Below are 23,821 nucleotides of genomic sequence, written 5' to 3'. Positions count from 1 at the left end.
AAAAGGATGTCGGTAATTTCTTATATAGATGCGGTGACAATGGCAATGCGCGAAGAGATGGAAAGAGATTCGCGAGTATTCGTTTTGGGGGAGGATGTCGGGAAAAAGGGCGGAGTCTTTAAGGCGACAAATGGTCTATATGAGCAATTCGGTGAATCAAGGGTCATCGATACGCCCCTTGCAGAGTCAGCGATTGCTGGTGTAGGAATTGGGGCAGCCATGTATGGACTACGACCTATTGCCGAAATCCAATTTGCGGATTTTATCATGCCCGCTGTAAATCAAATTGTTTCCGAAGCGGCAAAGATCCGTTATCGTTCCAATAATGATTGGAACTGCCCAATGGTCATCCGTGCTCCGTATGGTGGCGGAGTTCACGGAGCGTTATATCATTCCCAATCCGTGGAAGCTATGTTCGCGAACCAACCAGGATTGAAAATTGTGATGCCTTCCACCCCATATGATGTAAAAGGCTTGCTTAAAGCTGCCATTCGCGACGAGGATCCGGTACTTTTCTTTGAACATAAGCGTGCGTACCGTTTGATTAAAGGCGAAGTTCCGAATGATGATTATGTACTGCCAATCGGTAAAGCTGATGTGAAAAGAGAGGGAGAGGACATTACGGTCATAACCTATGGTCTTTGTGTTCACTTTGCTCTCCAAGCGGCAGAAAAACTAGCAATGGATGGTATTTCAGCGCATATTTTAGATTTGCGCACCGTATATCCGTTGGATAAGGAAGCCATCATAGAAGCGGCTTCCAAAACGGGTAAGGTCTTATTGGTTACAGAAGATAATAAAGAGGGTAGCATCATGAGTGAGGTTGCAGCCATCATTGCCGAGCATTGCCTATTCGATTTGGATGCCCCAATCAAGCGACTGGCTGGTCCGGACATCCCTGCAATGCCTTATGCACCTACAATGGAAAAATATTTTATGGTTACCCCTGATAAAGTGGAGAAGACGATGAGAGAACTGGCTGAATTTTAATAGAAAAGAAGGAGGATTAAATGATGGCGATAGAACAAATGAAAATGCCCCAGCTTGGTGAAAGCGTGACAGAAGGGACCATAAGTAAATGGCTTGTTCAGCCAGGAGATCACGTGACGAAGTATGATCCACTAGCTGAAGTGATGACGGATAAAGTAAACGCTGAAGTTCCTTCTTCTTTTACGGGGATTGTTAAGGAGTTAAAGGCGGATGAGAATCAAACGCTGGCTGTGGGGGAAGTTATATGTTCCATTGAGGTCGAATCAACCAAGCCCAAGGAAGAGGAAAAAGAAGACCCAGCAGAGAAAAATGATGATGCAGTTAATAGCATGAAGCCTAACGTAGAAACTCCGACTCCGAATAAAGTCCGGTTTTCTCCCGCTGTACTAAAGCTCTCCCAGGAACATGATATCGATCTCTCTCAAGTGAATGGGACGGGGAATGAAGGAAGGATAACGCGTAAAGACTTATTGAAACTCATTGAGTCCGGAAACCTCCCTCAATCGGTAGCTGAAGTAAGAACTGCTTCCGAGCCAAAAGAACATCTGCCCCAATCATTGCCATCAAATGAGAAAGAAACTGTCATTCCTAGCATGACTGGAGATAGAGAAATACCCGTAACTGGGGTAAGGAAAGCAATTGCTTCGAATATGTCGAAAAGTAAGCATGAGATTCCACATGGATGGACAATGGTTGAAGTTGATGCGACGAATATGGTTAAACTTAGGGATTCACTTAAAGCGGATTTCAAACAAAAAGAAGGGTATAACTTAACCTACTTTGCATTCTTTGTTAAAGCGATTGCGCAGGCTCTAACCGAATTTCCTCAGATCAATTCAATGTGGGCAGGCGATAAAATCATTCAAAGAAAAGAAATTAATATTTCAATCGCGGTCGCAACGGAAGATGCTTTATTTGTTCCGGTCATAAAAAATGCAGATGAAAAGTCGATCAAAGGGATTGCTAGGGAAATCAATGACCTGGCATCAAAGGTGAAAGCAGGAAAGTTAAGAGTCGAGGATATGCAAGGCGGCACTTTCACTGTCAATAATACTGGTTCATTTGGTTCGGTCCAGTCCATGGGAATTATAAATCATCCCCAGGCAGCGATTCTACAAGTGGAGACCATTGTAAAAAGACCTGTCGTCATCAATGACATGATAGCGGTCCGTGATATGGTCAACCTATGTTTATCACTAGATCATCGGGTATTGGACGGTCTTGTATGCGGCAGATTCTTAGCGCGAGTAAAAGAAATTATTGAAAAAATAACCTCAGATAATACATCTGTTTATTAATAGGGAGAAAGAAGGAGGTAACCATAAAGGTGCTTCCTTTTCTCTGTGCCTCTTTAACTGTTTATGAATAGAAATATAAGAGTATTTAGAAAATAGTCGACAATATTTTTATTTTTGCTATTATTTTATAGAGGCTCTTCTCATAATTATTCTCCATCTTCTATCATATGGTTTTTTTAACAGGTTTTGATATTAGCTAAAATTATAAGAATATTATGATAGAATATATATAAATTGATGGGAGAGTGTTTTTCTTATGTAATTGACTGAGCGTTCGGTCTACGTATTGACGATTGAACCAGTAGGAAAGCAAAATATAAGGGAGCGATTAAAATGGAATTGAAAGATGTAAAAAACATATCCTTTCCAAGACCTTCATTAGAAGAGTGGAAGGAAGCGGCAGAAACTAGTTTAAAAGGCAGAAGTGTCGAAAAATTAAAAACGAATACATATGAAGGCATTACTTTAAATCCCCTCTATACAGAGGAATCTGTTTCAGATGGAGAACAAACAGAGCTTCCCGGATTTGCTCCCTTTACACGTGGAATTGCTCCGACCGGTTATTACGAGCAGCCATGGTTTGTCGTACAGCCTGTAAGCGGTATCACGGCTGACGAGGCAAATGAAAAGATGCACGCCGCACTAGAGCGCGGTCAGAATATTATCGTCTATCCAGCTCATCTTCTTGCGGAGGGTGCGAGGGTTTCAAAACTTTTTAATGGCCTATCATTAAATGAACTTCCCGTTTTCATTGACCTGAAGGGAAAGCAAAAGGAACTATTCCCTCAATTCAAAGCTGTTGCAAATCAACAAAATGCGCAAATTAAGGGTGTGCTTGCAGAAGATCCGATTGCAGAATGGTTAGTCGGTGGTCAAGTTCCTGAAGATACAGAAACATATTTTGCAGAATGGGCAAAAACAATCCAAGATTATCAACAGATTGGTCCGGACTTAAAGTCAATTCTTGTTAACACGGCTAGTTTTCATAATGGAGGAGCCAATGCAATTCAAGAGCTTGCCTATGGATTGGCAGTTGCTGTCCAATATATATGGGAAGGGCAAAAACAAGGGATTTCCGTACGGGATATTGTCGGAAAGATCGTGTTTTCCTTTGCAGTGGATTCCAATTACTTTATGTCGATTGCGAAGATACGGGCGGCTAGAAGACTTTGGGCTGGTCTAGCGGAAGCTTTTGAAGAGGATGCCGAGTATTTTAAAATGGTTATACATGCAGTTACATCCGAGTTGACAGAAACGCTCTATGATCAACACGTGAATATTCTGCGGACCACGAATCAAGCATTTGCTGCAGCAATTGGAGGGATTCAGTACTTGCAGATCCATCCATTTAATCATGCTTCAGGTGAGTGTAATGAATTTTCGGAAAGAATAGCACGCAACACGCATTTAATCCTTAAAGAGGAAACGAATATCACAACGGTGGTCGATCCTGCCGGCGGATCTTGGTATGTCGAGCAATTGACGGATGAATTGGCTGATAAAGCATGGGTGAAGTTCCTTGAGATTGACGAGTCAGGCGGGGTACTTGATGCCATTATGCAAGGGGCTTTACAAGCAGACATAGCAAAAGTCTACGAGGAAAGGGTCCAGAATGCGGCACTACGGAAAGAAAGTATTATTGGTACCAACGTTTATCCGAACCCTACCGATAAAATCAAAGTTCCTACAACTGAAACACAGAGATCATATATGGTGGTTCAGGGGCCAGTAGATATTACACCAATCAAGTTAGATCGTATATCATCCCAATTTGAACAGTTAAGATTACGAAGTGAAGAGTGTAAACAAAATGGCGGGAAAGCACCGACAATCGGCCTTATTAACTTGAATGAACTTAAATCTTATAAGCCTCGTGCTGATTTTATAAAAGGCTTTGTTGCAGCCGGTGGAATTGAAACGATGGAAAGTGAAGGATGCCATGATAGTAAGGAAGCGGTGGATTATATAGCTGAAACTAAGCTTTCCATATACTGTGTATGTGGAAGTGATCTTGATTACTCGGATAAGGCGGAATCCATCATAAAAGAGATTAAACAGCAATACCCACACATCAAGCTATATGTCGCTGGAAAGCAATCGGCAGAATTGGAGACCGTTTTATTGGAGTCTGGAGCGGACGACTTTATCCATGTTAAAACGAATGTTGTGGCGGTCTTGACAGAACTACTACAAGAGCTAGGGGTGAATGAACAATGAAAAAACCAAATTTCTCTACCATAAATCCTGCTAAGTCTGAGCGTAAAGGAACAGTTGAATTATGGAAACAAGAGGCAGAAGCAGCAGTTGAACAAAACATCGAGGAACTTTTATTCGAAACGAATGAACAAATCAAGGTTAAACCATTATATATGAAAGAAGATAGTCAGAATTTGGAGCACATGGAAAGTGTACCGGGAATTGCTCCATATACAAGGGGACCCTATCCATCCATGTATGTGAACCGGCCATGGACAGTACGACAATATGCAGGGTTCTCAACTGCAGAGGAATCCAACGCATTTTACCGCAGGAATTTAGCGATGGGTCAAAAGGGTCTCTCGGTGGCCTTCGATTTGGCAACACATCGCGGCTATGATTCGGATCATCCTCGTGTTGTTGGGGATGTAGGAAAAGCGGGTGTGGCGATAGACTCGATTTTGGATATGAAGATCCTATTTGATGGAATACCACTCGATCAAATGTCGGTATCCATGACAATGAATGGAGCGGTTTTACCTATTCTTGCTTTTTATATCGTTACAGCCGAGGAGCAGGGAGTCACCCAGGATAAGCTTTCTGGTACCATTCAAAATGATATCTTAAAGGAATACATGGTTAGGAATACGTATATCTATCCACCCGAGATGTCGATGAAAATCATTGCTGATATATTTGAATATACTTCAAAATATATGCCAAAGTTCAATTCTATTTCCATTTCCGGTTATCACCTACAAGAAGCTGGAGCACCTGCAGATATCGAGCTTGCTTATACGTTGGCGGATGGCCTGGAATATGCAAGGACAGGAATGAAAGCCGGTATCGATATTGATAAATTTGCCCCTCGTTTGTCGTTCTTCTGGGCTGTTGGAATGAACTATTTCATGGAAGTGGCAAAAATGAGAGCGGGACGGTTCATATGGTCAAAACTAATGAAACAGTTTGAACCGAAGAATAAGAAAGCGATGGCTTTACGAACACACTCCCAAACATCGGGGTGGAGCCTTTCAGAGCAAGATCCTTTCAATAATGTAGCACGAACACTGATCGAGGCGCATGCAGCTGCCTTGGGCCATACCCAATCTTTGCATACGAACGCATTGGATGAGGCCATTGCCCTTCCAACCGATTTCTCAGCACGCATTGCCCGGAATACACAGCTTTATCTTCAAGAGGAGACTGGCATTACAAAGGTCATCGATCCATGGGCAGGTTCTTATTATGTCGAATCGCTAACAAATGAACTGATTGAAAGGGCTTGGGCTCATATCGAAGAAATTGAAGGTCTTGGGGGCATGGCAAAGGCGATTGAAACCGGTCTTCCGAAAATGAGGATTGAAGAAGCGGCAGCAAAACGTCAAGCTAAAATCGATTCTCAAGATGAAACAATCGTGGGTGTCAATAAATATCGCCTGAAAAAAGAAGATGCGATTGAAATCTTGGAGATAGATAATACCGCCGTCCGCGAAAGTCAACTTAAGCGTTTAAGCATCCTTAAAGAAAAAAGAGATCAGGCGAAAGTCGATGAAGCTCTTCAGGCATTGACGCAAGCGGCACGAACTGGTGAAGGTAACTTGCTTGAATTGGCAGTACAGGCAACTCGAGTCCGCGCTTCACTTGGGGAAATTTCCGATGCAATTGAAGAAGTGGCTGGTCGCCATAAGGCCACCATCCGTTCTATTAGTGGTGTTTATAGCTCAGCTTATTCGAAAGAGGCGGAAATTGAAGAAGTAATTGCCATGACTGACGAATTTCTTGAAAATGAAGGCAGACGCCCTCGTTTATTGATGGCTAAGATGGGGCAGGACGGCCATGATCGAGGATCGAAAGTGGTTGGTACGGGGTTTGCTGATTTAGGCTACGATGTTGACATCGGGCCACTATTCCAAACACCGGAGGAAACCGCTCTTCAGGCTGTGGAAAATGATGTGCATGTTGTTGGGATGAGCTCGCTCGCTGCCGGCCACAAAACACTATTGCCGCAATTGATGGCCGAGTTGAAGAAATTGGGCCGGGAAGACATTATCGTCATTGTCGGTGGAGTCATCCCAGCACAAGATTATGATTATTTAATGCAAAACGGCGCATCAGCGATTTTTGGACCTGGCACGGTCATCCCACAGGCAGCTAAAAAAGTGCTACAAGAAATATACCATCGCCTAGGATATGAGGAAGTGGCACAGTAATGAGTGAAGATAAGAAGCCGGAATGGGTCGATCCTAACAATCAGGATGGTTTTGCTTCTTCGTTAAAGCCAGGTGTGGAATTGGATGCTGGTCATAATAAAGCATCAAAAAGTAGATTTATCAAAAAGAAAAATGAGAGAATCTCGATACCGCAATTGAAAGATGGAATCTTGACAGGGGAGAGAGCAAAGCTTGCTAAAGGGATCACATTAGTGGAAAGCAATGCCGAACATCATTTCGAGTTGGCACAAGAACTTTTGCACTCAATTCTCCCACACACAGGTGCTTCGCTCCGCATCGGCATTTCAGGTGTCCCTGGGGCTGGTAAAAGTACATTCATCGAAACCTTTGGAACGTTTTTATGTAATAAAGGATATAAGGTTGCGGTACTCGCTGTCGATCCAAGTTCCTCGATTAATGGAGGGAGCATCCTTGGGGATAAGACGAGGATGGAGGAACTGGCACGGAATCCTCAAGCTTTTATCCGACCTTCCCCATCAGAAGGAACTTTGGGTGGGGTGCATAGGAAAACGAGGGAAACGATGTTACTTTGTGAGGCGGCCGGTTTTGATGTGATTTTGATTGAAACGGTGGGTGTAGGGCAGAGTGAAGCGATTGTCCGAAGTATGGTCGACTTTTTCATGTTGCTTGTCCTAACAGGAGCCGGAGATGAATTGCAGGGCATGAAAAAAGGAATCATGGAACTTGTTGATGGTATAGTGGTCAATAAAGCAGACGGTGAAAACATTCCGCTTGCGAACAGGACAAGGTCGGAATACAGTCGTATTCTCCATTTCCTTCAGCCTGCCACTAAAGGGTGGGCTGGAAAAGCGTATACATGTTCTTCTGTTACAGGAAAAGGGATTCCTGAAATTTGGGACGTATTACAGGACTTTTCGCAGACAACAAAGTTATCGGGTGTTTTTCAGGAACGGAGAAGAATGCAATCCAAAGAGTGGTTGTATTCATTAATAGACCATCAGCTTAAAACCATGTTCTATAAAAATGATACTGTCAAAGGCTTACTGCCCAAGCTTGAAAATGAAGTGATGTCCGGTAATAAAACGGTCACTAAAGCCGTACAACAAGCATTTCAATCGTTCTCTGAATCCTTAAGTTCGAATGAATGCGGTCCCACAGATAACGAACGGATATAGCTCTCCCTTTCTTATCACCAATTGGAATCTTGATGTTTTTAATCATGGCCAGTTAAATTGATTGAATCGGGCTTCGTCAATTGTTATGATAGTGGTGAAGAGAAAAAGCTGGAAGGAGCACTATACTATGAATATGGATTTCAATTTTTTAATGAATGACGTGGTCAAACAAGCTCGCGATGAGATTAAGACTGCTGGATATACAGAACTGACGACTGCTGAGGAAGTAGAAGATGTATTGGCCCAAAAGGGTACGACGCTAGTTATGGTCAATTCCGTTTGTGGTTGTGCTGGGGGAATTGCTAGACCAGCTGCAGCCCATGCGATTCATAACGATAAACGTCCTAATCAGCTTGTAACTGTTTTTGCAGGTCAAGATAAGGAAGCGACTGAGAAGGCCCGTGATTATTTCGAAGGATATCCACCATCATCACCATCATTCGCTCTTCTGAAAGATGGAAAAATCATCACGATGATTGAGCGTCATGAAATCGAGGGTCATCATCCAATGTCTGTAGTGGAAAAATTGCAAGCTTACTTCGATGAATATTGTGAAGAAGTGTAAGACTTTGCTTATGCATTAAGCTTACTAGTATCTTTTAGGAAAACCGCCGAGTTTGGCGGTTTTTTTATTGGTGAATTTGCTTGGAATCAGTTGGAAACGGAAGAAATTGGTTAGTTAACCAGGTGTATTTTGTAGTAGGTAGAGTATTATATTAGAATTTGGTTAAAATAATATTCTAAAAAATAAATTTTTCATTAAGCTTATTGAATAATTATAAGAATGTGTTAAAATACACAAGAGTGCATGAATATTAGTTCGCATACGAGTTTAAGTTTATCGTAATTTGGCCATTGGCTCATACAAGAATCAAAAACTACTTGGAGGAATAATGATGAAATTGAAAAAGCGGGTAGCATTGTTGCTTACTTCTGTTTTATTAGTAGGTATTTTAGCAGCATGTGGAACCTCAGAGAAAAAAGAAGAGAATACATCAGGTAATAAAGATAAAAAAGTGCTAGTAATGGGAACATCTGCGGATTATCCACCGTTTGAATATGTTGAAACATCCAAAAGCGATGAAATCAAAGGATTTGACGTAGATATCGCTAAAGCGATCGGTAAGAAATTAGGATATGAAATCCAGGTGAAGGATATTGATTTTAACAGTCTTGTTCCATCACTTGAAAATAAATCGGTGGATTTTGTTATCTCTGGAATGACTCCAACACCGAAACGTGAGAAATCCGTTGATTTTAGTGATATTTATTATACAGCGAAAAACATGATCATTACGACAGATGGCAGCAAGATAAAAACGGTAGATGATTTAAAAGGGAAAACGGTAGGCGTACAGCTTGCTTCCATTCAAGAGACATTGGCAAATGACTTGAATAAAAATGAAAATATCGGGATGAAGATTGAAAAACGGAATCGTATTCCTGAAATCATCCAGGAAATGGTTGCGAAACGTTTTGATGCCGTGATTATTGAAGATACAGTTGCTAAAGGATATTTGAAAGACAATCCGGATTTAGTAGGATATGAGATGGAAACTGGGGAAGAAGACGCTGGTTCCGCTATTGCATTCCAAAAGGGCAGTGATTTAACGGAAGATTTCAATGCTGAACTGAACGAAATGTTGGAAAATGGTGAAATGGAAAAATTAATTCTAAAATGGTTCGGTGGCAGTGAAACTAAATAGTACAGAGAAAAGGGAAAACGTTCAGAAGTGATAAAATACGCCTTCTGAGCGTTTTTCCACGCTTTATTGAGTATAAAGTGAATAAGGAAGGCCTTTATAGGTCTTTATAAGAGAGGATGAATGGAGTGAATCTGGATTTTGAAAGGATTATGCCTTCCCTTCCATATATCATGGAGGGAATACCGACTACACTAAAAGTTGTGGCGGTTGCGGCTGTAATCGGTTTTGTTTTGGGGATCATCTTATCCATACTGAAAATCAGCAGAATTAAGCCGTTAAATTGGATTGCTGACTTTTATACATCGATTTTCCGCGGTACACCATTAGTTTTACAATTAATGCTTATTTATTTTGGTTCCCCACAAATTTTAGGGATTCAAATCGAAGCGTTTCAGGCTGCTTTCTTGGCTTTCGGCTTAAACTCTGCCGCGTATATCTCGGAAATCATCAGGGGTGGTATATTAGCGGTCGATAAAGGCCAACGTGAAGCCGCGCTTGCCCTTGGGGTTCCTTATTCAAGTATGATGTTGAATATCATCTTGCCACAGGCCATCAAGAACATTCTCCCTTCTTTAGTGAATGAAATCATTTCCTTAACGAAGGAATCCGCCGTGGTAACCATCATCGGTTTAGGCGATATTATGCGCCGTTCTTATATTGTCGGTGGTGAGACCTATAAATTCTTCGAGCCGATATTATTTGCCGGTCTCATTTATTATGTGATGGTCATGATTCTCACTATCTTAGGTAAAGTGATCGAAAGGAGAATGAGACGCAGTGATTAAAATAGATCAGCTTCAAAAGAGTTATGGCAAACTTAACGTTCTAAAAGGAATCAGTACAGAAATTGGACAGGGTGAAGTCCTAGCGATAATCGGTCCCTCCGGATCAGGAAAGTCGACTTTTCTCCGGTGTATCAATATGCTTGAAACACCTACTGATGGACAGATTTGGTTCAAAGATCAAAATATTACGGATAAAAAGACTAATATTATGAAAGTCCGTGAGAATGTCGGGATGGTATTTCAGCATTTTCATTTATTTCCACATAAGACAGTGCTTGAGAATCTGACATATGCGCCTATGAAGGTGAAAAAGTTATCGAAAGCAGACGCTGTGAAACAGGCAAGAGAGCTTTTGAATAAAGTCGGATTGGCTGATAAGGAAACAACGTATCCAAATCGTCTTTCCGGCGGGCAAAAACAAAGGGTTGCCATAGCACGTGCATTGGCCATGAATCCAGAAGTCATGCTGTTTGACGAGCCGACTTCCGCATTAGACCCGGAAATGGTAAAAGAAGTATTGGACGTTATGAAGTCACTGGCCCATACCGGGATGACAATGTTAATTGTTACGCATGAAATGGGATTTGCTAAAGAAGTGGCCGATCGGGTTCTATTCTTGGATGGCGGCTTGCTTGTTGAGGAAAGTGCTCCGGAAGAGTTCTTTTCCAACCCGAAAAGCCAGCGTGCCAAAGATTTTCTTCAAAAAGTGCTTTAGAATGAAAAAATGAACATGTAGTGAAAAAAGGTAACTTTAGTTACCTTTTTTATTTTATCCAAATAATGTATCATAGGTATAACGAATTATTAATAATTTAGAATTTTCCTTCATAAAGGACTGTAAAATTATCTGAATAGCTGATAGTATTATAATAGAAGTGAAAGAAGCAGGGTGATACATAACAATGTTCAAAATCGGGTATAGAACGATTAAAACTGCTATGGGGGCATCCATCGCAATTATTATTGCACAATTGCTGGGTTTGAATAATTTCTCTTCTGCTGGCATCATAACGATTTTATGTATACAGGTTACAAAAAGGAAATCGGTATTTGCCTCCTGGCATCGATTTTTGGCTTGTATGATCGCAATGCTTTATTCTACTTTACTGTTTCAGGGTATAGCTTTCCATCCCCTTGTAATCGGGCTAATCCTTCTCATCTTCATCCCGACTACAGTTGCCTTGAATGTTAGCCAGGGAATAGTTACAAGCAGTGTCATCATCCTACATCTCTATGGCTCTGGAAAGATTACTATTGCACTGCTCGTCAATGAAACGATTTTGATTGTCGTTGGAGTGGGTGTGGCACTTATCATGAATCTATACATGCCTAGTGTGGAAAAAAAATTAATTGCTTACCAGGATAGAATTGAGATGAATTTTAGTGCTATCTTAATGGCAGTTGTCCGCTATTTACGGGATAATGACCATACATGGGATGGAAAGGAAATTACAAAAACAGCAAATCTTCTTAATGAAGCCAAAAGTCTTGCCTTTAGGGATGTGGAGAATCATTTTCTTCGGGAAGAAGATCTCCATTATCATTATTTCAAAATGAGGGAAAAGCAATTCGAAATTATTGAGAGGATTCTCCCTTTGGTCACAAATATTCCTTTAAGAGTGAAGCAAAGCGGTATATTGGCAGACTTTATAGAGGATTTGGCTGAAAATGTTCATCCTCAAAATACGGCGATCCTTTACTTGAGGAAACTTGAGGAAATGGAAGAGTTTTTTAAGGGGATGGAACTTCCTCAAACCCGGGAAGAGTTTGAATCACGTGCAGCTTTATTGCAGCTTATGAAGGAAATGGAACGCTATTTATTGCTTAAGCATTCTTTCAAGGGATTCCCTAAGGAGAGTCATAATAGAATGAAAAAGAGGCCGTTGGCTTAAACTAAGCAAAAAAGTAAAGGAACTGATAGAAATGAAACGAATCCTTTCTTTATTGTTATTGCTTGTCTTGTCAGCTGTACCATCTCAGGCCCTTGCTCAAACCGTAAATCACGGAGAGCCATTCATTATTATCAATAAAGCGAATAATAAACTGGCTTTCATTGACGACAACGTGGTACAAGAGATACTTCCAGTCGGAACAGGCAAGAGTCAGGAATTGACGCCTGAAGGGTTATTTACCGTCAAAGTAAAAGCGGTTAATCCTTACTATCGAAAAAAGAATATCCCTGGTGGAGATCCCAGAAATCCGCTTGGGTCAAGATGGATTGGTTTTGATGCCAGGAATACAGATGGCAGGATTTATGGGATACATGGAACCAATCAACCATCCTCAATCGGGAAATACATTTCCAATGGTTGTGTTAGGATGCATAAACCGGATGTAGAGCGGTTATATGACAAGGTTCCGATTGGGACAAAGGTTCTAATAACTCTATCAAATGAAAGTTTCAACACGTTAGCCAGAAATATAGGGGCTATCAAATAAGAAAGAGGGAAGCTTTTAGCTCCCCTCCTGCAGCCTATTACAATAAAAATGCGATGCCTGATAGTAAGGTCGTCAATAACATCGAGATAAGCATGAGATAGACAACAACTTTTCTTACTTTTTTATTTTTCATTATGTTCTCTCCTCAAACAGTATGATTATTTTCATTTTAACTTGAACATATAGGAGAAACAAGCAAAAGTGCAATATTCTCATTATTCAAAAGAATGGTATAGTTACATAATGAATTGATAGAAAATTCAATAGAGTGAAAATAGTACATAGTATGGGGGAATAGTAAAATGATTAAGAATATTGATCATATCGGGATTGCGGTTAAATCAATAGAGGAAGCCTTGCCGCTTTACACTGAAACATTGAAATTGGAGCTTGAAGGAATAGAAACGGTTGAGAGCCAAGGCGTTAAAGTGGCATTTATCCTAGCAGGGAATACTCGTTTAGAGTTATTGGAAGCGTTATCTCCTGATAGTGCCGTCGCTAAATTCATTGAAAAACGGGGTGAAGGGATTCACCATGTGGCTTTGGGTGTAGAGCGAATAGAGGATCGAATCCAGGAAATAAAAGAATCCGGTCTTCGTATGATTGATGAGACTTCAAGAAAAGGGGCACATCACGCAGATGTCGCTTTTATCCATCCTAAATCGACGTCGGGTGTCCTATATGAGCTATGTGAAAGAACTGAATTAAAGGAGGAGCAAAAATGACTGATATCTATGAAACTATCAATGACTTGTACGATCGACGCCGAAAGGTAGAAATGGGCGGCGGGGAAGATAGAATTGAAAAGCAACACGAAAAAGGAAAACTAACGGCGAGGGAAAGAATCGAACTTCTAGTGGATGAGGGTACCTTCGTTGAGCTGAATCCCTTTATCAAACACCGGAACACCAATTTTGGCATGGAAAAAGCAGAAGGACCGGGAGAAGGAGTAGTAACTGGTTATGGGAAAGTCAATGGTCGTGACATTTACCTGTTCTCTCAAGACTTTACCGTGTTTGGTGGGGCGCTCGGAGAAATGCATGCTCTGAAAATTGCCAATGTTATGGATTTGGCTGCGGAAAATGGTGCTCCCTTCATCGGGTTGAACGATTCTGGCGGAGCTCGGATTCAGGAAGGGGTTGTCTCCCTTGATGGATACGGTCAAATTTTCTATCGTAATTCGATATATTCTGGTGTGATCCCTCAGATTTCTGTCATATTGGGTCCATGTGCAGGTGGCGCGGTTTATTCACCAGCCATTACGGATTTTGTTTTCATGGTTGAGAAAACAAGCCAGATGTTCATTACAGGACCGAAAGTTATCGAAACGGTGACAGGGGAAAAAATTTCATCTGAAGGATTAGGTGGAGCGAAGGTACATAACACGGTCAGTGGTAATGCTCATTTCATGGGTGCTTCGGAGGAAGAGGTTTTAGCTGATGTTAAACGTCTTTTAAGCTATCTCCCGCAAAACAACCAAGAAAAGCCACCGGCTCTGGAAGCGACAGATGAAGACGACTATCGTCCAGATCTAACGGACGTTGTCCCATATGAAGGCATTCGTCCATACGATGTCCGAAAAGTGGTCAATCAAATTGTCGACGAGGATTCATTTATGGAAGTGCAAGCAGGGTTTGCGAAGAATATCGTGGTTGGTCTAGCACGCATTAAAGGGAAATCAGTGGGGCTTATTTGTAACCAGCCTAAAGTGTTGGCTGGTGGACTCGATATTGATTCATCTGATAAAGCTGCCAGGTTCATACGATTCTGTGATTCATTCAATATACCATTGATCACTTTTGAAGATGTTTCTGGATTTTTCCCTGGCGTTAAACAAGAACATGGTGGGATCATCCGCCATGGTGCGAAACTTTTATATGCCTATTCAGAAGCAACTGTGCCAAAGTTAACGATCATTCTCCGTAAAGCCTATGGTGGTGCTTATGTGGCCCTCAATAGTAAATCCATCGGGGCAGACCTTACGTTTGCTTGGCCAAATGCTGAAATTGCGGTGATGGGATCAGCTGGAGCTGCAAACATCATATTTGCCCGTGAAATTAAAAATAGTGAGAATCCTGAAGCCACACGTGCAGAGAAAATTGAGGAATATCGTGAAAAGTTTGCAAATCCATATGTAGCGGCAAGTCTTGGAATGGTTGATGATGTTATTGACCCTCGTGAAACAAGAATTAAAATCATCCAATCGCTTGAAATGCTACGTAATAAAAAAGAAACCCGTCCATGGAAAAAACACGGGAATATTCCGTTGTAAGTACCAGTATGAGGGGAGCCTGAAACCAGGCTCCTTTTTTTGCTTTTATATGTTTTTATTGAAAGGAGATCTTCCTATCGGATTATTTGCCGGGTAACGGCTTTAGAGATATACTTATAAAGGATTACTTTTATGGAGGTTTAAATGATGATTAATGAAGAACGGTTAGTTAGTGAATTCTTTGAATTGGTGCAAATTGATTCAGAAACTAAAAATGAAGCAGCAATAGCTAAAGTTTTAAAAGAAAAGTTCACGGCACTTGGCGTGGATGTTTTTGAAGATGATACAATGTCTGTTACGGGTCATGGGGCTGGTAATTTAATTTGTACGCTGAAAGGCACGAAACCTGGCGTAGATACCATTTATTTCACATCACATATGGATACGGTCGTACCAGGTAACGGTATCAAACCGTCTATTAAAGATGGATACATAGTGTCAGATGGAACGACGATTCTAGGGGCAGATGACAAAGCAGGTTTATCTGTTATGTTAGAAACGTTGAAAGTGATTAAGGAGCAGAATATTGAGCACGGAACAATTGAGTTCATCATTACCGTTGGTGAAGAATCAGGGTTAGTAGGAGCAAAAGCTCTAGATCGTTCTCTTGTAACGGCAAAATACGGCTTTGCTCTTGACAGTGATGGTAAAGTTGGGAATATCGTCGTTGCTGCCCCTACTCAAGCAAAGGTAGCTGCAACCATTTTAGGCAAGACTGCCCATGCTGGCGTAGCTCCTGAAAAAGGGGTTTCTGCCATTACGATTGCTGCCAAAGCCATTTCAAGAATGCCTTTAGGCCGCATTGATGATGAAACGACAGCCAATATCGGACGTTTCCAAGGTGGACAACAAACGAATATCGTTTGTGATCATGTGGAAATTTTATCAGAAGCAAGATCATTGGTTCCTGAAAAAATGGAAAAACAAGTAGCAAGAATGAAAGAAGCTTTCGAGACTGCTGCCATCGAAATGGGCGGACGGGCCGAAGTGAAAGTCAATGTCATGTATCCAGGCTTTAAATATGGAGCAGGTGATCATGTGGTGGAAGTTGCAAGAAAAGCGGCAGAGAAAATTGGCCGTCCATGCGAATTGGTGAAAAGCGGCGGCGGTAGTGATGCAAATGTAATTGCTGGATTTGGCATTCCTACGGTTAATCTAGCAGTCGGCTATGAAGACATTCATACAACGAATGAAAGAATTCCAGTGGAAGAATTGACAAAGTTGGCTGAAATGGTCATCAGTATCATTCAGGAAGTTTCCGCAGAATAATTACGCGAAGATGGATGAAGTAGTTTCCCGAGAATATCGTAAATTGGCGTGTTAGCCACCAAAAAACCGAATATAAGCAGGGTGTAGCGCATATTGGAAGTCACTTATCACATTAATAATGATCCCAAAAACTCGTTCATCTTTAGTGGGCATAAAAGAGCTACAGGAATATATGTACAGTCATCAGTAATATGATGACTGTTTTTCTTAGAATGGAAGCACTACTTCAATGGTTATCAAGGTTAGATTGGGGTATCTTAAAGAAGAAGATTTAGTTTATATGGACCCAATTTCCTGAGATTTGTACCAACAAGGATGTGACAGTCACATGAAGGATATGTATCCTAAAAATGGAAAGGTCATTCTCCATGTAGACATGAATAGTTTCTATGCATCTGTGGAAATGTCCTATGATGAATCATTGAAAGGGAAGCCATTAGCGATTGCCGGTAATGTTGAAGAAAGAAGGGGAATCATCGTTACCTGTAGTTATGAAGCCAGAAAGTATGGGGTTAAAACGACCATGCCCATTTGGCAGGCCAAAAAACTATGCCCTCAATTAATCATTAAAAAGCCGAACTTTGAGCGATATCGAAAGGCTTCCCTCGCCATATTTGAAGTATTGCGGCAGTATACGGAAATAGTTGAACCTGTTTCCATCGATGAAGGGTATTTGGATATCAGTGGGTGTGCAGAATGGGGTTCACCTTTGGAAATTGCCAAAAGTATTCAAGAGCGTATATATAATACAATGGATCTCCCTTGTAGCATTGGCATCGCCCCAAATAAATTTTTGGCTAAAACAGCATCGGATATGAAAAAGCCGATGGGCATCACGGTTCTAAGGAAAAGAGATGTTCCTAAGGTTCTCTGGCCCTTACAGGTGGTGGAGATGCATGGGATTGGCGGTAAAACGGCAGAAAAACTTCAGACAATCGGTATCCAGACAATTGGAGACCTGGCCAAGGCCAACGAAACCCAGTTAAAACAGTTGCTGGGGATAAATGGCATCCGTTTGAAGGAACGGGCTAACGGAATGGATTCGCGAGTTGTTGATCCAGAGGCCATTTTTGACCATAAAAGCATTGGGAATTCGACAACCCTGCCAAAGGATACTACCAATCAAAGAGAGCTGGTCGGGGTATTGGAGAAGCTTTCGGAAAAAGTTGCAGTACGTTTGAAGAATAAACGTTTGCTAGGTCAGAAGATTGGAGTGACCATCCGTTATAAAGATCGGAGGACCATTACAAGAAGTAAGATGGTTTCCAATCCATTTTTTGAAAAAACGGATATTTCGGATTGGGCTACTGAGCTGTTTTTGAAGAATTGGAATGGAGAGGCCATTCGCCTGTTAGGTGTAACGGCTTATGATGTCATTGAAAAAGAATCTTCATTCAAACAACTCGATATCTTTTCCTTTGAAGAGGATGCTGACAAAGAACCTTTATACGAAGTGATGGAACACTTGCAAAATAAGTATGGAGAAAATATTATTAAAAAGGGCCTTACTTTGAAAGAACGGTCAATTGGTACGAATACCAGTTTTAGCAAAGACTTTTTTGAGCGAACCAGAAGTAAAAATGGACTAAGGTGACATACATCCAAATGAAGGGAAGGTAATCATGACAAAACAACAAATTGGCGTTATCGGACTTGCTGTAATGGGTAAGAACCTTGCATTTAATATCGAAAGCAGAGGGTATTCAATTTCCGTGTATAATCGTTCCGCTGCAAAGACGGACGAAATGATGGAAGAAGCGAAAGGCAAAAATGTAGTACCGGCATATACGCTTGAAGAATTCGTGAATTCGCTTCAAACACCAAGGAAAATTCTATTGATGGTAAAAGCGGGTGCCGCTACGGATGCAACCATTGATCAACTTAAGCCGCTTCTTGAAAAAGGGGACATCGTCATTGATGGCGGGAATACGTTCTACAAGGACACGCAGCGCCGCAATGAGGAATTGAGTGAACTTGGTATTCATTTCATTGGAACTGGTGTCTCAGGAGGGGAAGAAGGAGCCCTGACTGGTCCTTCCATCATGCCAAGCGGGCAGAAGGAAGCATATGATTTGGTAGCTCCAATCTTGAAGGATATTTCTGCCAAGGTTGATGGGGATGCATGTTGTACATATATCGGACCAGGTGGTGCCGGACATTATGTGAAGATGGTGCATAATGGAATTGAGTATGGTGATATGCAGCTGATTTCGGAATCTTATTTCCTTTTGAAAAATCTTCTGGGTCTGTCCGCTGAAGAATTTCATGAGGTGTTCACTGAATGGAATAAGGGAGAGTTGGATAGCTATCTTATTGAAATCACTGCTGACATTTTCAAACGCTATGATGAAGAGACAGGTAAGCCTATGGTCGATGTCATTTTAGATAAAGCTGGCCAAAAAGGTACAGGTAAATGGACGAGCCAAAGTGCACTGGATCTTGGTGTACCACTTCCAATCATAACGGAATCCGTTTTTGCACGATACATTTCAGCCATAAAAGAAGAGCGGGTAGAAGCAAGCAAGGTCCTCAGCGGTCCGGAAGCTAAATTTACCGGTGATAAAAAGGCTTTGATTGAAAGCATTCGCAAAGCGCTTTATATGAGTAAAATTTGTTCGTATGCACAAGGCTTCGCTCAAATGAAGGCTGCATCTGAAGAGAATAACTGGAACCTTCAATATGGGGACATCGCGATGATTTTCCGTGGGGGCTGCATCATCCGTGCTCAGTTCCTGCAAAAAATCAAAGATGCATATGATCGCGAAGCAAACTTGAACAACTTGCTTCTAGATCCTTATTTCCAAGAAATTGCCGAAAATTATCAAGGAGCTTTGCGTGAAGTGGTCTCTACCGCTGTGTTGAACGGCATTCCAGTTCCTTGCTTGTCTTCTGCACTCGCTTATTTCGATAGCTACCGTACAGAAACGCTTCCGGCCAATTTAATTCAAGCTCAACGCGATTACTTTGGGGCACATACGTATGAACGAATCGATAAAGAAGGTACCTTCCACACTGATTGGATGGACAAATAAATGTAGGAGGCAGGGGCTGTCTAATAAGTTCTTATTCCAGTGAATTTCGCAAAAACAAAGAGGCAGAAATGTTGTTAAATCAACGTTTCTGCCTTTTACTATTTATTCAATTTCGGTGTAATTACACCTTTTGGGACAGCCCCTGTTTTTTTGTGCCTTTTTAACGCAGAATGTTCAGATATAGATTCGTTAAAGATTTTTTATAAAAAAGGTTATCGAATTGATTGTAAGGAAGAGTATAGTCTTAAACCATGGAAGGTCAAACAAGTAGGATCATATATCCCTTTATATAATCTTTTATAAATAGATTCAGTTGATTTCTCTTGATTACTTTTTTCACGAAACCACAACCGCCTGCTTTAATCAAAGGGTTTTCTTCTCTTCTTTTGGAGTCATATATTCTTTTCCTAGACTGAAAGGATTTGAAAAAAACAATTTAATTGGTTCCTTTTGAGATTTTTAGCGTTATTCAACCTCACTAAAAATGCGAAAGTCTTTGATAGGACCTTCGCAGAATGATTTAGTCTTTATAGTCGTCATCGAAATAATTATAACTTTTTAAAACCAAGCGCCTTTTTATTATTTTTTTAATATTATAAAAAACCAATAGAGTTCCTATTACATCTATTTCGTTGTAATCACGTACTAAATTAAGGACTGTTTGATATTCGTGAGACACTATTTTTTCTATCATTTCAGCATTTCCCCCTTAATGTTTTTGTCAATATTAATTTGAGTCATAGTATATTAATTCTGATGGATGCCCACATTAAATTGTACATATAATGTCTTTCAAGTTCTGTTCGCAAAATTTATAATTGTTCAAGATTAAAATGAATTTCCTTAGCTGCTTCCTTGGCCACTTTTTTTGCTTCTTCTTCCACATCAGAGGATGCCAAAACGTAACCATAACGGTCTCCCATTGATAATGGTGGCCGTAATATCTTTCCTTTACGAGGTTTTATAAAAACTTCTTGTACTCCAGGATATTTACCAGCTCGGTTCTTGCCCGTTACTTTAACTAACTTCCCCATAGTGTCTACAGTTATATAATGTACATATACGTATTTGCTATGTTTCTTAGTAAGATTAGGTTTATTTCCTAGAAATAATTGAATGGTTTCTTCTACTAAATTAATTCCATATCCTACTTCAATGATTCGATTCATGGCACCTCCGGAAATCCTAGGATTTATTTCTATTAATTTCCATTCACCTTGTATTAGTCGCAATTCTAGATGACATGCGCCATTTTTTATTTGAAATGCCTCTACAATGTTACTTACTGTTTCATAAATACCATCATAAAACTGTTTTTCCATATGTGGTAACAAACTATAACCCGTTACGATAAAGCGTTTTTCGAACGTAATTTCTTGTTCAATAACGGCAACAATATAAACCTGTCCATCTTGCACTAATGTTTCAACTAAATATTGTGGTCCTGTTAAATATTCCTCCAATAAAATAGGTGAATTTTCATACTTTCTTATTAGATTTTTCATTGATTTTCTTAATTGAGATTTGTTATTTGCCAATAGAACATCTTTTGATCCAGCTGATATAGGAGATTTCACAATCAACGGTATATGTTTATTTTGTTCCTTAAGAAAGTCCTTTAGGGCATCTTCTGGATTATAAATTTCAAAGTAAGGCGAAGATGGAAGGCTCTTAAGAAGATTCCTTGTTAAAATTTTATCTTCCATGCTCAGAATTTGGTTTGAAGGAACAGTGCTAGTACAAAATATTTCCGCTAAAGCCGCTGCAACATTTACATAAGGATCTATGAAACTTAAGATTGCATGTATTTCCTTTCCTTGATTTTGTAATTTATAGATTGTTTCTTTCAATGTCTGATGATTAGATAACTCTGTCAATATCATTTGATGGACATCAGGAAATTCTAATCTTTGCTCAAGGAATTTTGGTCTATTCGTTAATAGCACGGTAAAATAACCAAGACGCTCTGCAGCTTTTAGAGCTTCTCTGCTTGATCCTGATTTATTGGAGCCAATAAAAACAATTGTTTTCATAATTTATTTTATCCCACCTGTGTTTGCTGTTTTATATTTACTTTAATAGAATATATATTTGGGACAATGATTGTTCTTAATAAGTCAAAAAATAGGAATAAAGACAGGCCTAATTTAATAATTATTGAGGAAAGCATTAATAAAAGGTGGGATGCAACTATTATGACCTTAATTGGCATGCTTCATCATCGGGCGGATCCACTAAAAGTGAGGAGAGCCTATGCTTACTCAGTTGTAGCAAAAGCAGAAGGGGTAAATTTCTTTTACTTTACGCCAGGGCAAGTAGATATAAAAAATCAAACAATTAATGGGAAAATTTACGAGAACGGAAATTGGATTGAAAAGAAATTTCCTTTTCCTGACGTCATCTATAATGCTAGCTATCCCTTAACTGAAAAAGGTGAAATAATCGTAGATTATTTATCCGAGATCATTCCGTTTACAAGTCATTCTGTTGGGGATAAATTACATGTATTTAAGCAAATTAAAAAAGGGAAATCATTTGAACAATATCTTATACCCACTAATGAATTAACCAAAGTTAATAGGTTAATGAAAATGGTCCATCTTTATCCCAAAGTGATTATCAAACCATTGTCTGGACATCAGGGCCAGGGTATCGTTTTTATTGAAAAAGAAGGAACTGAAAAATACAGAGTGAATGAAGCTGGGAAAATCTCTATTTATAAAAAACAAGAATTGATCGAATTTGCATCTCATAAAATTCAAGAACAAGAATATTTAGTTCAACGTTTTATTTCATGTCAAATTAAATCCGGTCAGGTATATGACTTACGATTGCATGTACAAAAAAATGGAGAAGGAAAGTGGGTCATTACCGCTATTTATCCACGTGTAGGAACCCTAGGAAGCATTACATCAAATATGGGTAGCGGTGGTTATACTTGTTATCTTGATATTTTATTGAAAAATGAGTTTGAAGATTCCTGGTTTGATATAAAAAAAACGCTTGAACATTTCTCAATAAGTTTTGCTACCCACTTTGATTCTTTATATGAAGATGTATCGTTTGATGAATTGGGCATTGATGTAGGAATTGATGAGAACCAAAAATTGTGGTTATTTGAAGTAAATTGGAGACCAGGGGCACCTATGATATTTAATTGTGAATTAGATGTAGCAAGAAATACGGTTCTTTATGCTAAACATTTGGCTACTAATAGTAAACGTAATATCTCTGATTAAGATATTTACGCTTTTCTACTTAATATTTTCCCCTACAGATAGACAGTAAAAAAAGGACATGATGGAGGGTGTTCTTAAAAGTCTATCTGGGAGGGGATTTTCTGTGGCCAATAAAGGGCGTCGTATTCAAAAGGTATATTATGTGTATTCATATACATATAGGAGAGTACTTTCCATTAGTCAGTTTTGTGAACGGTTTGAATTAAATATCGTAGCTATCCATAAAAAATCCATATTTCAGCTATAAACGAATGAATGACAAGGACCTTTTCAAGTATCCAAGGTTGGGCGTTTTATGCCGCGGTTTTGCTTTCTAGTATTACTGTAGTCAACACTGCAGTGCCCAATACTAGGAATTAACTAACATCCAATGTTTAATTCCTTCAAACCGATGTTAGCGGTGCCCTCTGTTTGATGAACTCTATTGGAGGTGAACACCGTATGATATTAACATTCATTTATTGAACAACAATCCATGCGGTAGAGATGGTAATATATGTATAATTGTAAATAGGAACTTTGCATTTTTTATTTTTATGAAAAGAGTAGTATGATTTATTTTATTCATCCTTGTAGTTTAAACACCTTTGAATGAAGGTATGGTCTAGTAAATGTTAGCTAAGAGCGTAGGAGATAGCAGGCAAGAGAGAAAAGGAGCGGGTGACTAATGTATATCATCTGGCTGGCTTGCAGAAACCGGATTATCGAACGATTAATCGATTTCGCACACAACAAATGGAAAAGTTCCTTCCGAAACTTTTTGAAGAAATGATTCATCAACTAATAGAAGAAAAGCACATCACTATGGAGAATTACTTCCTAGACGGAACAAAGATTGAAGCAAGCGCAAACAAGTATTCATTTGTGTGGAAAAAAGCGACGACAAAGTTTGAGGCGAAGCTACAAGAAAAAATTGAAGAAACGTACCAACAGATTCAGACCATTACAGATGAAGAAGGGCATGAACTGTCTGCTCAAGACGAAACGTCCTTTTTAACGGCAGAGGAAAAACTAACTCAAATAGAAAAAGCATTAGTGAAGAAAGTTGAAAAAGAAACGAATGGTATCCAGCTTGAAGAAGATGTCCAGGTACGAAAAGAAAAACGACGGGAACTCAGTCCGGTTAAGAAACTATTGAAATTAGTGCGCGAAGACTTAGGTCCACGATTAGTGAAATTTAAACAACAAAAAGCTCTATTTGGCGATTGAAATAGTTATTCTAAAACTG

20 protein-coding genes are annotated in these 23,821 nt (G+C 39.9%); 18 read left to right on the top strand and 2 right to left on the bottom strand.

Annotated features, from left to right (window positions below; all coding sequences use genetic code 11):
* Positions 1–6 precede the first annotated feature (6 nt).
* The 11 genes from ACIQXU_RS00805 to ACIQXU_RS00755 all read left to right on the top strand — a co-directional run bounded on the left by ACIQXU_RS00805 (position 7) and on the right by ACIQXU_RS00755 (position 12,781).
* Complete coding sequence (locus ACIQXU_RS00805; protein ID WP_402869381.1) at positions 7–990, top strand: alpha-ketoacid dehydrogenase subunit beta; 984 nt, start codon at positions 7–9, stop codon at positions 988–990.
* Positions 991–1,013: 23 nt separating this feature from the next.
* On the top strand, positions 1,014–2,288 hold the full coding sequence (locus ACIQXU_RS00800; RefSeq protein WP_402986177.1) for a dihydrolipoamide acetyltransferase family protein: 1,275 nt from the start codon (positions 1,014–1,016) through the stop codon (positions 2,286–2,288).
* A gap of 333 nt (positions 2,289–2,621) precedes the next feature.
* On the top strand, positions 2,622–4,505 hold the full coding sequence (locus ACIQXU_RS00795; protein ID WP_402986175.1) for a methylmalonyl-CoA mutase family protein: 1,884 nt from the start codon (positions 2,622–2,624) through the stop codon (positions 4,503–4,505).
* The gene (gene scpA, locus ACIQXU_RS00790) at positions 4,502–6,694 is read left to right on the top strand and encodes a methylmalonyl-CoA mutase (RefSeq protein ID WP_402956587.1); all 2,193 of its coding nucleotides are present in this window, start codon (positions 4,502–4,504) and stop codon (positions 6,692–6,694) included. Before ACIQXU_RS00795 ends, scpA begins: the two co-directional genes overlap by 4 nt.
* A complete protein-coding gene (meaB, locus tag ACIQXU_RS00785) occupies positions 6,694–7,851 on the top strand; it encodes a methylmalonyl Co-A mutase-associated GTPase MeaB (RefSeq protein ID WP_402956589.1) in 1,158 nt (385 codons plus the stop codon). The genes scpA and meaB overlap by 1 nt, the downstream gene beginning before the upstream one ends.
* A 127-nt stretch (positions 7,852–7,978) precedes the next feature.
* The gene (locus ACIQXU_RS00780) at positions 7,979–8,416 is read left to right on the top strand and encodes a BrxA/BrxB family bacilliredoxin (protein WP_402869372.1); all 438 of its coding nucleotides are present in this window, start codon (positions 7,979–7,981) and stop codon (positions 8,414–8,416) included.
* A 337-nt stretch (positions 8,417–8,753) separates the two neighbouring features.
* Positions 8,754–9,557, top strand: coding sequence for a transporter substrate-binding domain-containing protein (locus tag ACIQXU_RS00775; RefSeq protein ID WP_402956967.1), 804 nt, complete (start codon positions 8,754–8,756; stop codon positions 9,555–9,557).
* A 125-nt stretch (positions 9,558–9,682) separates the two neighbouring features.
* Entirely contained in the window at positions 9,683–10,342 is a 660-nt protein-coding gene (locus ACIQXU_RS00770; protein ID WP_402869370.1) for an amino acid ABC transporter permease, read from the top strand.
* Entirely contained in the window at positions 10,335–11,057 is a 723-nt protein-coding gene (locus ACIQXU_RS00765; RefSeq protein ID WP_402986173.1) for an amino acid ABC transporter ATP-binding protein, read from the top strand. The genes ACIQXU_RS00770 and ACIQXU_RS00765 overlap by 8 nt, the downstream gene beginning before the upstream one ends.
* Positions 11,058–11,244: 187 nt before the next feature.
* Positions 11,245–12,234 (top strand): aromatic acid exporter family protein, encoded by a 990-nt coding sequence (locus ACIQXU_RS00760; protein ID WP_402986171.1) that lies wholly within the window; start codon positions 11,245–11,247, stop codon positions 12,232–12,234.
* A 31-nt stretch (positions 12,235–12,265) separates the two neighbouring features.
* Positions 12,266–12,781 (top strand): L,D-transpeptidase, encoded by a 516-nt coding sequence (locus tag ACIQXU_RS00755; protein WP_402869365.1) that lies wholly within the window; start codon positions 12,266–12,268, stop codon positions 12,779–12,781.
* A gap of 37 nt (positions 12,782–12,818) precedes the next feature.
* Here the strand turns inward: ACIQXU_RS00755 and prli42 are convergent, their stop codons facing one another.
* Positions 12,819–12,914 carry a stressosome-associated protein Prli42 gene (gene prli42 / locus ACIQXU_RS00750; RefSeq protein ID WP_402869363.1) on the bottom strand — a complete coding sequence of 32 codons (96 nt, stop codon included), beginning with the start codon at positions 12,912–12,914 and terminating at the stop codon, positions 12,819–12,821.
* A 169-nt stretch (positions 12,915–13,083) separates the two neighbouring features.
* On the opposite strand from prli42, the gene mce reads away from it, so the two are divergent.
* From mce to gndA, 5 genes are all read left to right on the top strand, one after another.
* The gene (gene mce, locus ACIQXU_RS00745) at positions 13,084–13,506 is read left to right on the top strand and encodes a methylmalonyl-CoA epimerase (protein WP_402869361.1); all 423 of its coding nucleotides are present in this window, start codon (positions 13,084–13,086) and stop codon (positions 13,504–13,506) included.
* Complete coding sequence (locus tag ACIQXU_RS00740) at positions 13,503–15,053, top strand: acyl-CoA carboxylase subunit beta (RefSeq protein ID WP_402869359.1); 1,551 nt, start codon at positions 13,503–13,505, stop codon at positions 15,051–15,053. Before mce ends, ACIQXU_RS00740 begins: the two co-directional genes overlap by 4 nt.
* A 147-nt stretch (positions 15,054–15,200) precedes the next feature.
* Positions 15,201–16,322 (top strand): tripeptidase T, encoded by a 1,122-nt coding sequence (locus ACIQXU_RS00735; protein ID WP_402956969.1) that lies wholly within the window; start codon positions 15,201–15,203, stop codon positions 16,320–16,322.
* A gap of 328 nt (positions 16,323–16,650) precedes the next feature.
* A complete protein-coding gene (locus tag ACIQXU_RS00730) occupies positions 16,651–17,916 on the top strand; it encodes a DNA polymerase IV (RefSeq protein ID WP_402986169.1) in 1,266 nt (421 codons plus the stop codon).
* Between the two features lie 28 nt (positions 17,917–17,944).
* Complete coding sequence (gene gndA, locus ACIQXU_RS00725; protein WP_402986166.1) at positions 17,945–19,354, top strand: NADP-dependent phosphogluconate dehydrogenase; 1,410 nt, start codon at positions 17,945–17,947, stop codon at positions 19,352–19,354.
* Positions 19,355–20,166: 812 nt separating this feature from the next.
* Here gndA and ACIQXU_RS00720 read toward each other — a convergent pair.
* Positions 20,167–21,387, bottom strand: a complete 1,221-nt coding sequence (locus tag ACIQXU_RS00720; protein WP_402986164.1) for an ATP-grasp domain-containing protein — start codon at positions 21,385–21,387, stop codon at positions 20,167–20,169.
* A gap of 162 nt (positions 21,388–21,549) precedes the next feature.
* Here ACIQXU_RS00720 and ACIQXU_RS00715 point away from each other — a divergent pair, with 162 nt between their 5' ends.
* Together ACIQXU_RS00715 and ACIQXU_RS00710 are read left to right on the top strand one after the other, a co-directional pair.
* A complete protein-coding gene (locus tag ACIQXU_RS00715) occupies positions 21,550–22,593 on the top strand; it encodes a YheC/YheD family endospore coat-associated protein (protein WP_402986162.1) in 1,044 nt (347 codons plus the stop codon).
* Positions 22,594–23,253: 660 nt separating this feature from the next.
* A complete protein-coding gene (locus tag ACIQXU_RS00710) occupies positions 23,254–23,802 on the top strand; it encodes a transposase (protein ID WP_402986159.1) in 549 nt (182 codons plus the stop codon).
* The last annotated feature ends 19 nt before the right edge of the window (positions 23,803–23,821 follow it).

Origin of the sequence: Peribacillus sp. NPDC097284, assembly GCF_044761765.1 — a bacterium.
Classification (GTDB): domain Bacteria; phylum Bacillota; class Bacilli; order Bacillales; family DSM-1321; genus Peribacillus.
The sequence above is the reverse complement of the archived record's forward strand: the minus strand, read 5'-3'. Positions and strand labels throughout refer to the sequence as shown.

What these genes read in the sequence shown, in the direction of transcription:
- ACIQXU_RS00805 (WP_402869381.1), top strand. Translation starts at nt 7, where the DNA reads ATGTCGGTAATTTCTTATATAGATGCGGTGACAATGGCAATGCGCGAA.
- ACIQXU_RS00800 (WP_402986177.1), top strand. Translation starts at nt 1,014, where the DNA reads ATGGCGATAGAACAAATGAAAATGCCCCAGCTTGGTGAAAGCGTGACA.
- ACIQXU_RS00795 (WP_402986175.1), top strand. Translation starts at nt 2,622, where the DNA reads ATGGAATTGAAAGATGTAAAAAACATATCCTTTCCAAGACCTTCATTA.
- scpA (WP_402956587.1), top strand. Translation starts at nt 4,502, where the DNA reads ATGAAAAAACCAAATTTCTCTACCATAAATCCTGCTAAGTCTGAGCGT.
- meaB (WP_402956589.1), top strand. Translation starts at nt 6,694, where the DNA reads ATGAGTGAAGATAAGAAGCCGGAATGGGTCGATCCTAACAATCAGGAT.
- ACIQXU_RS00780 (WP_402869372.1), top strand. Translation starts at nt 7,979, where the DNA reads ATGAATATGGATTTCAATTTTTTAATGAATGACGTGGTCAAACAAGCT.
- ACIQXU_RS00760 (WP_402986171.1), top strand. Translation starts at nt 11,245, where the DNA reads ATGTTCAAAATCGGGTATAGAACGATTAAAACTGCTATGGGGGCATCC.
- ACIQXU_RS00755 (WP_402869365.1), top strand. Translation starts at nt 12,266, where the DNA reads ATGAAACGAATCCTTTCTTTATTGTTATTGCTTGTCTTGTCAGCTGTA.
- prli42 (WP_402869363.1), bottom strand. Translation starts at nt 12,914, where the DNA reads ATGAAAAATAAAAAAGTAAGAAAAGTTGTTGTCTATCTCATGCTTATC.
- mce (WP_402869361.1), top strand. Translation starts at nt 13,084, where the DNA reads ATGATTAAGAATATTGATCATATCGGGATTGCGGTTAAATCAATAGAG.
- ACIQXU_RS00740 (WP_402869359.1), top strand. Translation starts at nt 13,503, where the DNA reads ATGACTGATATCTATGAAACTATCAATGACTTGTACGATCGACGCCGA.
- ACIQXU_RS00735 (WP_402956969.1), top strand. Translation starts at nt 15,201, where the DNA reads ATGATTAATGAAGAACGGTTAGTTAGTGAATTCTTTGAATTGGTGCAA.
- ACIQXU_RS00730 (WP_402986169.1), top strand. Translation starts at nt 16,651, where the DNA reads ATGAAGGATATGTATCCTAAAAATGGAAAGGTCATTCTCCATGTAGAC.
- gndA (WP_402986166.1), top strand. Translation starts at nt 17,945, where the DNA reads ATGACAAAACAACAAATTGGCGTTATCGGACTTGCTGTAATGGGTAAG.
- ACIQXU_RS00720 (WP_402986164.1), bottom strand. Translation starts at nt 21,387, where the DNA reads ATGAAAACAATTGTTTTTATTGGCTCCAATAAATCAGGATCAAGCAGA.
- ACIQXU_RS00715 (WP_402986162.1), top strand. Translation starts at nt 21,550, where the DNA reads ATGACCTTAATTGGCATGCTTCATCATCGGGCGGATCCACTAAAAGTG.